Source organism: Rheinheimera sp. A13L (assembly GCF_000217935.1).
GTDB lineage: Bacteria > Pseudomonadota > Gammaproteobacteria > Enterobacterales > Alteromonadaceae > Pararheinheimera.
Genome location: NZ_AFHI01000005.1, coordinates 19,828 through 35,069 on the forward strand (window position 1 = coordinate 19,828; position 15,242 = coordinate 35,069).

Annotated in this window: 10 protein-coding genes; 6 read left to right on the forward strand and 4 right to left on the reverse strand. The window is 48.4% G+C overall.

What is annotated here, in order from left to right:
• Positions 1–32 precede the first annotated feature (32 nt).
• The 4 genes from RHEIN_RS20875 to RHEIN_RS03515 all read left to right on the forward strand — a co-directional run bounded on the left by RHEIN_RS20875 (position 33) and on the right by RHEIN_RS03515 (position 9,163).
• Entirely contained in the window at positions 33–2,996 is a 2,964-nt protein-coding gene (locus RHEIN_RS20875) for a TonB-dependent receptor (protein WP_008897593.1), read from the forward strand.
• A gap of 37 nt (positions 2,997–3,033) precedes the next feature.
• Entirely contained in the window at positions 3,034–4,740 is a 1,707-nt protein-coding gene (locus tag RHEIN_RS03505) for a collagenase (RefSeq protein WP_008897594.1), read from the forward strand.
• The gene (locus tag RHEIN_RS03510) at positions 4,737–6,152 is read left to right on the forward strand and encodes a peptide MFS transporter (RefSeq protein ID WP_008897595.1); all 1,416 of its coding nucleotides are present in this window, start codon (positions 4,737–4,739) and stop codon (positions 6,150–6,152) included. Before RHEIN_RS03505 ends, RHEIN_RS03510 begins: the two co-directional genes overlap by 4 nt.
• Before the next feature lie 278 nt (positions 6,153–6,430).
• Positions 6,431–9,163, forward strand: coding sequence for a M9 family metallopeptidase (locus RHEIN_RS03515; protein WP_008897596.1), 2,733 nt, complete (start codon positions 6,431–6,433; stop codon positions 9,161–9,163).
• A 52-nt stretch (positions 9,164–9,215) separates the two neighbouring features.
• On the opposite strand, the gene RHEIN_RS03520 is transcribed toward RHEIN_RS03515, so the two are convergent.
• On the reverse strand, positions 9,216–9,887 hold the full coding sequence (locus RHEIN_RS03520) for a GntR family transcriptional regulator (RefSeq protein ID WP_008897597.1): 672 nt from the start codon (positions 9,885–9,887) through the stop codon (positions 9,216–9,218).
• 121 nt (positions 9,888–10,008) lie between these two features.
• Between RHEIN_RS03520 and RHEIN_RS03525 the strand changes: the two genes are divergently transcribed.
• Together RHEIN_RS03525 and RHEIN_RS03530 are read left to right on the forward strand one after the other, a co-directional pair.
• Positions 10,009–11,079 (forward strand): M24 family metallopeptidase, encoded by a 1,071-nt coding sequence (locus tag RHEIN_RS03525; protein WP_008897598.1) that lies wholly within the window; start codon positions 10,009–10,011, stop codon positions 11,077–11,079.
• Between the two features lie 134 nt (positions 11,080–11,213).
• Positions 11,214–12,698: an NAD-dependent succinate-semialdehyde dehydrogenase gene (locus RHEIN_RS03530; RefSeq protein ID WP_008897599.1), complete on the forward strand. Its 1,485-nt coding sequence runs from the start codon at positions 11,214–11,216 to the stop codon at positions 12,696–12,698.
• Between the two features lie 63 nt (positions 12,699–12,761).
• Here RHEIN_RS03530 and RHEIN_RS03535 read toward each other — a convergent pair whose 3' ends face one another.
• The 3 genes from RHEIN_RS03535 to RHEIN_RS03545 all read right to left on the reverse strand — a co-directional run bounded on the left by RHEIN_RS03535 (position 12,762) and on the right by RHEIN_RS03545 (position 15,229).
• Positions 12,762–13,205, reverse strand: a complete 444-nt coding sequence (locus RHEIN_RS03535) for an anti-virulence regulator CigR family protein (RefSeq protein WP_008897600.1) — start codon at positions 13,203–13,205, stop codon at positions 12,762–12,764.
• Positions 13,206–13,637: 432 nt separating this feature from the next.
• Positions 13,638–14,096, reverse strand: coding sequence for a hypothetical protein (locus RHEIN_RS03540; protein WP_008897601.1), 459 nt, complete (start codon positions 14,094–14,096; stop codon positions 13,638–13,640).
• A gap of 122 nt (positions 14,097–14,218) precedes the next feature.
• Positions 14,219–15,229: a LacI family DNA-binding transcriptional regulator gene (locus RHEIN_RS03545; RefSeq protein WP_008897602.1), complete on the reverse strand. Its 1,011-nt coding sequence runs from the start codon at positions 15,227–15,229 to the stop codon at positions 14,219–14,221.
• Positions 15,230–15,242: the final 13 nt, after the last annotated feature.

The following is a 15,242-nucleotide window of genomic DNA, read 5'->3' on the forward strand; positions in this document are numbered from 1 at the left end:
TATACAATATCCATAATACAAAAAGAGGATTTATGAACACACTCAACAGGGGTAACTTATTTAAACTTTCATTGCTGGCCGCCTCATTGCTGCTGAGTCTGGGCACACTATCAGTGCAGGCTCAGGACAATACAACGGGCATGCTCAAAGGGGTTGTCAATCAAACCTCAGGGCAAACCAGTATCACCCTGACTCACAAAAGTCAGGGCTTCAGCCGCACAGTGCAAAGTAACGCACAAGGCGAATACATACTGCGAGCCTTACCTGTAGGTGAATATCAGCTCAAAGTTCAGCAAAATAACCAGACAGTGCTGGATAACTACAGTATTCAGATCAAACTGGGCCAAACCGTTATTTTTAACCCTGTGCTGGGAGGCGTAGAAAACATAGAACGTATTGCAGTTCAGGGCAGCATGATCCGGCAAATTGACACCTCAGACTCCACTGCAGGTTTAACCTTTGATCAGGTCACTTTGGACAAAATGCCCGTCAATACAGGCTTTGAAAACATAGCCTTGCTGACACCAGGTGTGGCCCGCAGCTCTGAGTTTGACGCCTCCAGCTTTGGTGGTGCCTCCTCAGCTGAGAATGGCTATTTCCTCAATGGTATGAATATCAGTGCACTGCGCACAGGTATAGGCTCTATCGATCTGCCATGGGAAGCTATAGCTCAGACACAGGTAAAAACAGGCGGCATTTCCGCTGAATACGATCGTTTTATCGGTGGTGTGGTCAATGCAATAGCCCGCTCTGGTGGCAATGATTTTGAATTTGGCGCTGAATTAAGATACGACCCTGCTGCATTGTTTTCTGCCCATGATTCGGTGTACAAAGACAATCGCAGCTTTGCTATTAATAATGAAGAGTACGAAGACAGTTTTCGCGAAGCCAATATCTGGGCCAGCGGTCCATTAATCCAGGACAAATTGTTTTTTTATGCGCTGCTCAACCCACGCCGCTACCAGTCAGAATACGCCAATTCTGCAGCCACTGTATTTACCAACCATAAAAAAGATGAAGATCGCTGGTTCCTGAATATGGACTGGTATATTACAGATGATCATGTGCTGACGGTCACAGCGCTCGACAACACTGTGGATAACAGTTATCAGAATTACAAATGGACCACTGCTGATGGTCGTGGTGAAGAGACAGGCCTGACCCAAAGCGGCTCAGGTGGCAAAATGTATTCGGCCCGTTATCAGGGCTTTGTCACAGATGAACTGTCCGTCTCCGCTACGCTAGGCCGGGTTGAAGATAATACCCACACCAAACCCACCAATACCTTTCCCGGAATCTGGGATTATGTCAATCTGAATGGCCAGCGCTACGGCGACTGGACCACCAATAATCTGGTCAGCGAAGCCTATCGACGCGATCAGTTCAGACTGGATCTGACCTATGCCCTGGATAACCATACCTTGCAGTTTGGCATTGATGCAGAACAGCTAGATGTGGATTATCTGGAATTCCAGAATGGTGTCGCAGATGCGCGCGGCTGGTGGGAATACCGTACTTACACCGCCATTCCACGGATTGACCTGCCAGCCGGTACTTATGTGCGGCAGCGCCAACGTGATGTAGGAGGTAAAACCGAAGTTAATTCTTTGGCTTTTTATCTGCAGGACAGCTGGCAGATCAATGATTCACTGGTGCTCAATGCCGGGCTTCGTTACAGCAGCTTCGAAAATACAGCAAGTACAGGTGAAGCTTATCTGGATTTAAAGCAGCAAATAGCGCCACGCCTGCAGTTGATCTGGGATCCATCAGCCGATGGTAACAGCAAAGTGTTCACCACTTTTGGCCGATACTACCAGCCTATTGCCGCCAATATGAATATCAAACAGGCCAGCGGGCAAAAAGATGTGCATTTTTATTATTTACCTGATCAGTTGAACCCGGATGGGACTTTGGTACTGAATGCGGATGGTTCGCCAAGCCACGGCGATTTAGTGGCAACCAATGTGGTCCAGAGTGGTGCAGTGGATGTGGATCGTATTGCCGCTGATGATCTGGGCCCTATGTACTCTGACGAATTCACCTTAGGTTATGAACAACAACTGGATGACAACCTCAAAGGTGGAGTACGTTTTGTTTACCGCGAGCTGAAACAATCGATTGAAGACTCAGATCTTGGGCCTGTTGTTGCTAAATGGCTGGAACAAAACAATATAGAGAACAAGGCCAAAGAACATTACTTCTACACCCTGCTGAACCCGGGTAAAGATGTCACATTCTTTTATGATTTTGATTTAAATGGAACAAAAGAAAAAGTACAGCTGTCGGCAGAAGATTTACGTTTACCCAAACCTGAACGCAAATATCTGGCCTGGGAATTTAGCCTTGAGGGCAAGCCCACAGATCATCTGCAACTCTGGGCATCTTATGTCTGGTCACACAGCTGGGGCATGACAGAAGGTTTGGTGCGCACTGACAATGGTCAGGCCGATCCGGGCTGGACCACCTCCTATGACTATGCCGATTTGATGGACCATGGCAGAGGCAATTTACCTAACGATCATCGTCATGCGCTGAAACTCAGTGGTATTTACCAGTTGGCTGAGCAGTGGGATCTGGGTTTTGTTGCCAGAGCTACATCAGGCTCGCCTCTGAATAAATTCAGCATTCACCCTTCAGGAGTGGACACCTGTAAAGAACCCAGTTTATGGGCACAGTGGTGTGCCAGCCAATGGTATAACGAAGCCTCTTTCTACGACTGGGATGGTACACCAGCCCCACGAGGCTCAGCTGGCAGCCTGAAGTGGTTGTACGAGTTTGATCTGTCTTTGACTTATCACACTCAAGTGGCAGATGGCGATCTGACGTTAAAAACCACTGTCTATAACCTGTTCAACTTCGACACCCCTGTGAATGTCAACGAAGTGGCACAAATCACCAGAACCGATGGCAGCTTTGCCGCTAACCCGGACTGGAATAGCCCAACGGCTCTGCAAAGCAACCGTCTTGTGTCTTTTGTGGTGCGTTACCAATTCTGATCCGGCTCAGGCCTTTGCTGTGGCAAAGGCCTTTTTAATGATGAATCCAAAAATGAAATTTCACACTTTTGTTTTCTTTCTGCTGTGCTGCTGGTCAGCCTGGCCACACTTAGTTCAGGCTAAAAACCATTCAGCGTTTTATCCTGCGCTGCAGCAATTGCAACACAGTCTGCAGCAAAACCCTCTGTCTGAAACCGGGGTGACTCCGGCTTTACAGCAGCTAAGGCATTTGTCTTACCAGCATGCAGTGACAGAGATGCCTGCGGCTGAACTAAAATTGCTGCACCAACTGCTGCAACAACTCAGTCAACAGCCAGAATTCAGTCAAAGCAAGCTGCCTGGCTGGCGCTTGCAGGAACACTATGCAGTGTTGCTGTACCGTTTTTACCCTGACACTGAACTCAAGCCGCTTTGGCCTGAACAGCTAAAACCTCTGCTGCCGCTCTTGCAGCAGGAGCTGATCTTATCTGACGAACTGCAGCAGCATTACAGCTGGTGGGAACAGATCCGTAGCCTGGCATTTGGCCTCTATTATGGCCGTTCTGATCCGGACTTAACTCAGGCTTTGTTGCAACTAAAGCCCGCCAGCTTCTTGCTGCAATTAACTCCGCTAAGCCAGGGCTGGCAATTACAGCATCTGCTGTGGACTCTGGCCTATCTGCACCCTCTGATGGATGAGGCAGAACAAAAGCAGTTGGATCAGCAGGTTCTGGCTTTATTGCAACAACACAAAGACGTAAGTCCGACAGAGCGGAAACAACTTTTTAGCCAGCTCTATCTGGTGAACTCTTTCAGGGTCAGAGACAACTGCGAACAGGAGTTTGCCGGCCAGTGCCTTTATCCGGACCTGACACAAGCTTTGCCGCTGAACTACCACTGCTCTGAACGTTTGAAAATCCGGGCTAAAAGCATCACAGAATCTCAGCTCAAACAAAGCTGTGAACAACTGCAAGGGCTGGAACATAAGTTTCATTCATTGCTCGATACCCAACAACAGCCTGTAGCCAATGATCTGAATCAGCAACTGGAAGTGGTAATTTTTGACCATTACAGCGACTACAACCTCTATGGATCCCTGCTGTTTAATATTCATACCAACAATGGCGGTATGTATATTGAAGGTACACCTTCGGATCCGGACAATCAGGCGCGCTTTTTTAGCTTTCAGCATTTCTGGCAGCAGGACTTTGCGGTCTGGAACCTGGAACATGAATATATCCATTATCTGGATGGCCGTTTTGTCAGTTATGGCCCTTTTGAGCATTTCCCGACACAAATGGTCTGGTGGAGCGAAGGCCTGGCGGAACTGATTGCCAAAGGCCAGCACAATGACAAAGCCAGAGAACTGCTGGCAAAAACCAAAGCAGAAGAGCGCCCTTCGTTAGAACAAATTTTTGCAACCCGCTATACAGATGGTCTGGATCTGACCTACCGCTGGTCTTATTGGGCCTGGCTGTTTCTTCAGCAACAGCAGCCACAACAGCTCAGACTGTTAAAACAACATTTGAGTCAGGACTTTTTTGCCGGTTACCAACAGCTGTTACAGCAACTGGCCTCCAGCTCAGAACTGCAGTTTCAGCAGTTTTTACAACAGCAGGTCTCCCAACCCAAAGCGGAAACTACAGCAGCCCTTTACCTCGGAAAATACCTGTATCGCAGTTATTTGCAGCCCGCTCATTTACCGGTCAGCGCTGAACATTTTCATCGGCTGAAGCAGGATGAACCACAAAAGGATCCCCTATGAATTCCAGTTCAACACCACAGTACCTGGGCCATCCCAGAGGCTTATTTTTATTGTTTGGTACAGAAATGTGGGAACGTTTCTCTTATTACGCCATGCGGGCTTTGCTGGTGCTGTATTTAACAGATCAGGTCAGCAGCCATGGCGGGGGACTGGGCTGGGATACAGCCCGAGCCTTGCAACTTTATGGCAGCTTTACCATGTGTGTGTATTTAACTCCGGTGCTCGGTGGTTATCTGGCGGATCGTTACCTCGGGCAACGGCTGGCTGTGCTGGCAGGCTCTCTGTTGATGGCTTCTGGTCAGTTTATGCTGGCTGTACCTCCGCAGTGGTTCAGTCAGCCCGACCTGTTGTTTTATCTGGGATTAACGGCACTGGTGGCAGGCAATGGCTTATTTAAGCCCAATATTTCCACTATGGTTGGCGATCTGTACCACAACAAGGACCCACGCAGAGACAGTGCTTACACCATTTTTTATCTGGGCATTAATTCAGGCATGTTTCTGGCAGGTATAGCTGTAGGTTTAACCATTGAGCAGTTTGCTTATCAGGTGGAAGGACAGGAATATCGCAATTATCAGGCTGGTTTTTTGCTGGCAGGCATAGGCATGCTGCTGGCTTTTGTCTTACATTTTTTACTGGCGCCGGGCTGGTTAGGTGACATTGGGCTCAAACGAAACCTGCAGATTTCAGCCTCGCCTGTTTTGCCACTGACGGCTGAAGAACAAAGCAGATTAAAATCTTTATTGCTGCTGGGGTTGTTTACCGTCATTTTTTGGGCTGGTTTTGAACAGGCCGGAGGCTTAATGACCATTTATGCCGACCGTTTTGTCGACAGAGAACTCTGGGGAATGGAACTGAACCCCACTTATTTTCAATCGCTGAACCCATTCTTTATTCTGGTTTTTGCGCCAATACTAGCAGGCATTTGGTTAAAAGCCGGTGATCGTGGCCCCAGTGCCCAGCAAAAATTTGTGTTGGGTTTACTCTTTCTCAGTGCTGGTTTTGTTTGCCTGGTGCTGGCAGGTTTGCAGTATCAAAGCGTCGGCAAAGCCAGTTTATGGTGGCTGGTGCTGGCTTATTTATGCCACACCCTGGGCGAGCTCTGTATTTCTCCTGTGGGTTTATCTATGGTCAGCCGGCTGGCACCACTGCGGATGGCCTCACTGGTGATGGGGATCTGGTATCTGTTTATTGCCATGGCCAATAAAGTGGCAGGCTGGTGTGGTGCTCTGATCGGCACCCAACAGAATTCGGCCGAACAGATGCAACAAAATGCCATGGCCATCTTTGCAGGTTTTGCCATTACAGCTGCAGTTTCAGCTCTGCTGTTATGGCTGCTGTCCGGCCGCCTGCTGCTTTGGATCCAACAAGGAGAACTGAATTGTCAGGCAAAAGCTGAACCCGGCACCTGACGGCCTCTGCACCGGAGCTGTTTTTTTAGTGGCAGCTCCGATGCCAGCACAATGACAAACTTAATCACAGTTTGCTATCGGTATTTTTCCGTCCAGCTGCCCCTCTGCATCCAGCCTCAAACCGCCGCAGTTCAAGCACACAGCCTGAATTTGTGACATTATAGCGCCAAATAAGTTATATATTCATTAATTAAATATTGTATACAGAATATCATATGCTATTTTAAATTGGCATCTGGGCAAATTTTAATCAAAATAAAATCACAGGATCTAACAACATGAAAAAATCCAGTCTATTGCTGAGCCTGCTCGTGGGTTCAACCGCTGTGTGGGCGCTAAGCCCATTCAGTGCCGCAGCACATCAGCACCACCAGTCCAGTCCGGAGCGACAGAGCTCTGAGCTGGATCATGGTATTCCTGAACTTCAGGCGCCTTTGCCTCCCCGCAAGGTGTCGCCTTATCAGTTTGAACAACAGCAACAAAACCTGAAAAAAATACCAAGCGTCAGTGCCAAAGTTCAGGTACAAAAAAACGCACTGCAAAGCAGCGGTTGCACCAACCCGGCTCAATTGCTGCCATTGCAGGACCAAGCCCTGATCCAGGCGATAGAGAGTGCCAATCTGACCGGCTGTTTGTATGGCTTATACAACGCCGATTTTCTCAATAGCGACTATTTTACTGACAGCAAACTGCTGACTATTGTACAAGCCATCCACAACAGGATGGCGCAGTTTGATGGCTCTGATGCGACCGGAGCCGCCGAACTGGAAAAGCTGGTGACTTACCTGCGTGCCGCTCATTGGGTGGAGTCAGGTTCAGGCCGCGAGTTTCAAAGTAACTACCTGCAACAACTACAGCACGTCTTTGATCAGTATTTTGCCGCTGAGCATTTCGTTCGATTTGATGGCGCTGTGTCACGCAACTTTATGCTGCGCTACGAGATGCTGGTACTGGTCAATAGTTCAGGTACCAACAATCTCAAATACCTGCGCCGTTTCAGTCAGGCGATTAAGGGTTATGCCAGTACGGTCAATCGGCAGAATAACTGGGGCGTCGGCTATGAAGAAAATGGCATGACCCAGTTGCTGACCCATTATTTTAATGCCAGCAACAGCAATGCAACTGCATTACAACAGCTGATCACTACACAACCGGATATCATCACCAATCTGCGTGATTTTGTTTTAAGTGACGGGCTCTGGCTGGTTGGCCATACCCGTGAATACCAATGGGCCGACGCAGTGACAGAACTGGGCCGTTTTTTAAAATTCGGTGGTGCTGTTGCCGACTCAGTTCGCCCGGCCATGCAAAGTATTTTATCCAGCTATAGCTTTGGGGGCACAGGCTCCAAAGGCTGGGTAAACGCCCAGCGTATGGTCAGCCTTTATGATCAGGCGAACTGTGCTTCCTATGGTGAGGCTTGTGCCTTTGATTTGGAAGCCACAGTATTATCCGGACAACATATTTGCAGTGATTCTTTAGAAGTACGTTTTCAGCCCCCTGTCAGCACTGGTAATTTGCAACAAATCTGTCAGCAATTACATGGTCAGGAGCAGCAATTTCACCTTGAATTTGGCACCAATGCCAACAGCCCTGTCAGCAATGATCAAAATTCTGCGCTGGAGATTGTGATTTTTAACTCCTCTGCTGAATATCAGAATTATGCCGGCAGTTTTTTTGGTATAGATACCAACAACGGCGGCATGTACCTTGAAGGCACACCTTCAGATCCGGCAAATCAGGCGCGTTTTATTGCTTATCAGGCCACCAGGTTGCAACCTGAGTTTGTCGTCTGGAATTTAAACCACGAATATATCCATTATCTGGATGGCCGCTTTAACCAGTGGGGCAGTTTTAGCGATCAACCTGCTAATTTAGTCTGGTGGGGCGAAGGACTGGCGGAATATCTGTCGATAGGCGATGACAATCCAAAAGTCGTCGATATCATTGCCAATAAAACCTACAGCTTAAGTCAGTTATTCCAGACCACCTATGCCAATAGTAATACCGAACGTACTTATTATTGGGGTTATCTGGCCACTCGTTTTATGTTTGAACGCCACAGAGATTTAATCGACAACCAGTTGCTGCCAAGCATGCGCGCTGCCAAATATTATATTTCAGACCTGCCATGCAGCTTTGACTGGGGCTGGCGCAGCAAATCTGAAGCCATAGCCAACCAGTGGAGCTGGTTGTATGACGACAGCGCCAACTCCGAAGGAAATTGGGTCTGGACCTGCGGTCAAATGCAAGATCCTAATGTACCAGAGCTGCCACCTTATACGCCGTACAGCGCTATTCTGGCCGCATGGGGCAGCAACTTTGATCAGGAATTTGATCAATGGCTGGACTGCCTGCTGACGTCTGAAGACTGCAGCCAGACAGAACCTGCCATACCGCTCTTGCTGAATGGCCAGTCTGTGGCGATTTCAGGCCTCAAGGACAGTGAACAGCACCTCAAGATTGAATTGCCTGCCAATGCCTATGATTTGAGTATCGTCAGCTCAGGTGGCAGCGGTGATTTGGACTTGTATGTGCGCAATCAGCAGCAAGCCAGCCTCAGCGAATGGGATTATCGCCCTTACGCCATTGGCAACAGAGAAAAAGTGGAAGTATTGCAGCCAACAGGCGACTACTTTGTCATGGTGCATGGGTATAGGGACTTTAACGCAGCCAGTCTGACAGCCAGCTGGAAAGAAGGAAGCTTGTCACAGTTACAGCAATGGCCAGGCCTGAGCAGCACTTCTGCTGTGTATCAGTGGCTCTGGGTTCCTGCTCATGCCAAAGCTTTATATTTTACCCTTAGCGGCGGTACTGGTGATGCACAGTTGTATGTGAAACGTGTTGGCTGGCCAGCGCCAAATAACTATGATGCGGCTTCCAGTATCAGCAGAGGCACCAGCCAGAAAATAACAATGAGTTCTGTTGTGCCAGGCAGCTATTACCACATTATGGTGAATACTCTGCAAGGTTTTAACAATGTAGAACTGAAAGTACTGATGGTGGAATAAGGTCGAAAATATAAAACTGCAGGGCCGGGCTTAGGGCCCTGCGTTCACTGAGTTATTGAGCTGCGTCGGCATCCAGCTTTTGCACCAGCAGGTTAATTTCATGAGCAGCGCCGAGAATATGCTGCTTTAGCACCACACAAGCTTGCTCCACCTTGCGCTGACGGCACAAGTCCAGCAACTGTACATGCTCAGGCCCGGCTTTGGTAACTCCACCAGCCAACATCAGGTGTACCCTGATATACCGGTCTGAATTACTGTTCAGGTTTTGCACCATTTCAAAGGTCAAAGGCCGGTTGGCCGCTCTGTATAAACTCAGATGAAAACGGCTGTTCAGTTCACTCCAGGTTCCTGAGGTGGCAGATTGCTGATAAGCGTCATTCATCTGCTGCAAAATAAGTTCGGTTTGATCCAGTTCAGCATCTGTCAGTTTAGGGATCGCCAGCCGTAATAACTCGGTCTCCAATAAAGCTCTTAACTCAAACAGCTCTGTCACCTGTTCTGCGGATAATTTTGTGGCTGTGGCGCCTTTATGAGCTTCAAACTCAACTAATCCTTCAGCTTCAAGTTGCAACAAAGCTTCACGTATAGGAATCCGGCTTACTTTCAGCTCGTCTGCCAAAGCAGCCTGACGTAAAGGTTCACCTGCTTTAATTTCCCCTTTCAGGATTTTTTCCCTGATAGCTTCCACCACAACCTGAGTTCGGGTTTTGTATTCAATGACCATGTCGTTGTTCTTGTTTACTGTACATAGTATGCAGTATATCAAATGCCGATCCTCTGTCGACCATAGACTTTAGTTGCAGCCCCACAGCAAGCAGGATATTGTATACAAAAAGAGGTGTTCCATGCGTTTAGAACTATTTCGCCAGCAAATGAAAAATCAACAGGCCGATGCTGTGTTGGTGACTGAACCACTGAATGTGCGCTATTTATCTGGTTTTACCGGATCTGCCGGACAATTATTAATTACCGCAGAGCAGGCGATCCTGATCACCGACTATCGTTATATTGAACAAGCTCAAACTCAGGCCACAGCTTTTCAGTGTTACTGCCGTGACCGTGCCCGCCAGAGTTTGGGTCAGGCCATCAGAGCGCTGCTGATAAGCCAACCCGCTCAGCTCCAACTGGATTACGATCAGGTACCAGTTGCTTTGTATCAGCAGTTGCAACAGGAGTTGCCTTGTACTCTGGCCGATTCCAGGCAAATCACTGAGCAACTCAGGGCCATCAAAGATCCACAAGAGCTGGCGGCTATCCGTCAGGCTGCAGCCATTGCCGATCAAGCCCTGAGCTGGTTATTGCCTCAGCTTAAACCCGGAGTGTCTGAGCAACAGGCCGCGCACTGGCTTGAACAACAACTACTGGCTTTAGGTGCAGAAGCTCTGGCCTTTCCCACTATATTGCTGTCAGGACCACGCACTGCCCTGCCCCATGGCAAACCTTCAGAGCGGCGGTTTCAGCAGGGAGACTGGATCCTGATCGACTTTGGCGCTCAGGTTCAGGGTTATAAATCAGACATGACCCGCAGCTATGTGCTGGGCAAAGCCAGCCCACAACAACAAGACTTTTATCAGACGGTAGAGCGGGCGCAACAAGCCGCTTTAGCTGCTGCCAAAGCCGGGATCCGGGCAGATCAACTGACAGAGGTAGCGCAGAAAATCTTAGCCGACTCCGCTTTTTCTGCTTATGCAGGCGAAGGCTTAGGCCACAGTATTGGGCTGGCGCTGCATGAACAGCCTCTGATGCGTTTTGGCTGCCAGCAAATACTGCAACCAGGAATGGTGGTGACTATTGAACCAGGTTTGTATTGGCCAGGCTTTGGTGGGGTGCGACTGGAAGACGATATACTCATTACCGCTGAAGGGGCTGAACTGCTTAGTCATAGCCCCAAACCTATGGAGTTGCCATTAGAGTAAAGCCACAAAAATAGCCTTACTTTTATAGGTCTAATCCAACAGAGCGCTGTATCCTCAGCGCTCTCTGCTTTGCTTCGCATTTGAAGCACTTTGAGGCTACACTGGCTGTGCCTGAAAACTCCAGAGCTAAGCCCATGACAAATCAAACAAATAGCGTTTTTTCGCAACTCAAAGACAGCAGTCTGGTACATCACAGCAGCTATATAGCAGGACAGTTCCAAAGTGGCCGCAGTGGTCATTTTGCTGTGCATAACCCGGCTGATGGCGCTTTGCTGGCTTTAGTGGCCGAAGCCGGAGCTACAGAAGCCGAACAAGCAGTCACTGCTGCGGCTGCGGCTTTTCCTGCCTGGTCAGGTCATACAGCAGCAGAACGTGCAGCTTTGCTTATGCGCTGGTATCAATTGATGTTGGATCACCAGCAAGACTTAGCCCGTATTTTAACGCTGGAGCAAGGCAAACCCTTAGAGGAAGCTGCGGGTGAAATTGGCTATGGTGCCTCTTTTGTCAGCTGGTTTGCTGAAGAAGCCAAACGTATGAATGGCGATATTATTCCGGCCGCTAAAACCAGCCAGCAAATACTGGTGCTGAAACAAGCCATAGGTGTGGTGGCAGCTATTACGCCATGGAACTTCCCTAATGCGATGATTTTACGCAAAGCCGCTGCGGCTTTGGCTGCTGGTTGTACTTTTGTCGTCAAACCCTCTGAGCTGACGCCTTTATCCGCTTTGGCTTTAGCTGAACTGGCGAGTCGTGCCGGTATTCCGGCAGGAGTTTTTAATGTAGTCACAGGCACAGATGCCAAAGCTATAGGTCAGGTGCTGACCAAAGACAGCCGTGTGGCTAAATTCAGTTTTACCGGCTCAACCCCTGTCGGCAAAACCTTGCTGGCGCAATGCGCTTCTACCGTAAAAAAAGTCTCGATGGAGCTGGGGGGCAATGCGCCTTTTATTGTATTTGATGATGCCGACTTAGCCGCAGCTGTGCAGGGTTTACTGGCGGCAAAATTTAGAAATGCCGGTCAAACCTGTGTTTGTGTCAATCGTGTTTTTGTCCAGCGCCCTGTCTACGATGCCTTTTTAGCTCAGCTGATTAAAGCCACAGCGCCACTAAAACTGGCCTCTGGTTTAGAAGCTGGTTGCCAGATAGGGCCACTGATTAATCAGGCTGCTGTAGATAAAATAACCCGGCTGTTGGATCAGGCGCTGGATCAAGGTGCAGAACTGCTGTTAGGCGGCGCCATTGATGCCGACTTAGGGCCATTGTTTTTCCAGCCCACTATAGTCACAGAAGTCACTGCGGATATGCAGATCAGCAAAACTGAAATTTTTGGCCCTGTGCTTTGTATCAGCGTGTTTGATACGGAGCAAGAAGCGATAGAGCTGTCTAACCATACGCCAACAGGCCTTGCCAGCTACTTTTACAGCCGCGATATAGGCCGGATTTTTCGTGTCGCTAAAGCCCTGGACTACGGCATGGTAGGTGTCAATGAAGGTTTAATCTCCAATGCAGCAGCGCCTTTTGGTGGAGTCAAAGAGTCAGGTTTAGGCCGCGAAGGCTCCAGCTATGGGCTGGATGATTTTACGGAGTTGAAATATATCTGTTTGGGCGGTTTGAGTTGAGTACATTGTGGGCTGAGTGCATCAAGCTAAAAGCCCGGTGGTTATGCCGGGCCTTAGTTAAAATCAGTTCAACACATCAATCAGTATGTCTGTGATCACAGCTGTGGCAATAGACACTAACACTATATCTGTGCCAACCACTTGCCATTCATAACCCTTGTGTTGTGGCAGTTCAGCGACCATAGCCGCAGGTACCATCTTCTTTGCAATACCTGGTGGCAGCGGTTTGCCTTTCGCCAGGTTCTTACGAATGCCTGGTGGTAACGCACTTTGGCCTGTCAGTTGATATCGTGTTGCCAAAACTCGCGCATCCGCCACACTGATCCCAGCACTGACACTGAAGTCAGCCGGATTAAGTTCAGTGACCTTATCTTTACCCTGATGTTTTAGCTGTTTTTCAACCGTTTTGGCTTTATGTTTATGCTCTTGTTTATCGTCAGACGCCATCACTTGCTGTGTTAACAAGGGCGCTATTAAAGCAACCCACAATGTAGTTCGAGCATTCATGTTGTTTAGCCTTAAAATTCAGTTGTTCTTTAGCATAGTCCTGCAAACTGGATGCTGGCTGAATGGATTTGGAACCAAAGGCTTCTAGAGCTGTAGGTTGTAATCGCCGCGTAGCGGCATTACAACAACGAAACTAGCGGTAATAAACAATTTAGGATTATTGAATTCAAAGCGTTTCGCCTTTGGCGAGATACTTTCTTTTGCTTCGCCAAAAGACAAGTATCCAAAGCAAGAAAGTGCAGGAAGCACTTTCTAACAGCCGGAGGCTGGCCCGCAGGGTGAATTGCAGGAATGCAATTCATAAAAGGCGACCCCAGGTCGCAGCGAAAGCCCCAATGGGGATTTGGTGCCAGTAGTCGGTATTCCTCATCGCTTATTGACTTTCAAAACGTAAATGACGCAAATCGCAAAACCAGCACCCACACGTTAAGCTCAGTTATAAACCTCTTCTACGGCAATAATAGAGCTTTTAGGTATGTTGCTAAAATTGCTGGCAACAAGAACATGCTCATCATCCTCAGGAACCGCAGGACAAGGCACTAATTCATTAACCCTGTAAATAGTCACGTTATCTTGATGCAATTGATGTATGGAAAGCTTAAAAACATAGCCCTTATGCGATTTACCAGCAGACAGAGCATAAAAGCGCGCCCTCTCGAAATGAGGTGTTGAGGATATTCCAGAAGTTGGAATTGCGGCTTGTTGCCATTGGTGTAGAACAACTGCGTTGATGTCTGATTTACCAAAAACAATTCCAGAACCCCAGCCTGGGCCGCACTCATCACGAAAACAAGCTTCTGATGCAAACTCGTCACCGCTTTTCTTCGGAGAGAGTATCCCCTTTAGCTCTTGATAACGCTCTTCACATACACCTCGATATAGAAAAAACATACATTGCCCCTAAATACTTAAGAATCCGTTTTCAAAGGAACTCTGCCAACAAGTCGAATATTTCGCTGCATACCGATAAGTCAGTGCTAGCTGTAAAAACTACCAGCCCCTTCCAATTTTCCCTACCTATGTGGCGCATCCGCCACTGAATCCCTTTCCACCAACTGCGGTATAAATAAATGCGTTCTGCTTTCTGGTTCTATGCTGGTGTCGCTTAGTTGTATTGCCAGTTTGGTGGCGTAGCTGGCCATTTCTTCGACTGGGTAATGCATAGTGGTTAAACGTGGACGGCAGGCGCGGCTGACTATTAGATCGTCAAAACCTATCACCGATACATCTTCTGGTACGCGCAGGCCTGCGGCAAATAAGGCGTGAATGGCGCCTATCGCCATTAAGTCGTTGTAGGCCAGCAAAGCTGTGAATTTTATGCCTTTATTCAGTAAGGCCTGAACTGCTTGCTCGCCACCTTCCATATTGGCGGTGGACTCTTCAATAGCAGCTTCAGCAAGCTGCAAACCTGCTGTTTTTAATGACTCACGAATGCCTTGCAAGCGAAAACCCGGGTCGCCGTTTTGGTAAATACTGGTGATCACCGCAAAATTTTTATGGCCTCTATTGATTAAATAATCTGTCGCCTGGCGCGCTCCTGCCACGTTGTCCAGCCAGACACAGCGGTTGGCAATAGCTGGCATATAGCGGTTGATCAGCACCAGCCCCGGGATTTCTTTTGCCAGCTTCAGCAAGGTTTTTTCATCTGAATATTCGCTGTGCAGAATAATGGCCTGACAGTTGTGATCCCTAAGCGAATCAATAGCTTCCTGCTCCGATTTGGTCTCGTATAACGAGTTACTCATCAGCAGTTTGTAGTTGTTTTCACGCGCACCTTTTTCAACACCACTGGCCAGGCTGCCAAAAAATGGCATCGACAGTTTAGGTGTCACCACGCCCAGCGTATTGGTGGTTTTGCTGACCAGAGCACGGGCATTGCTGTTGGGTCTGTAGCCTAATTCGGCAATGACCTTTTTCACCCGCGCACGGCAGGCTTCGCCCACCTGATGACCGTCGTGGATCACCCGGGACACTGTAGCTATCGACACCCCAGCTACTTTTGCTACATCTTTGATTGTGACCATAATTTCTGCTTTT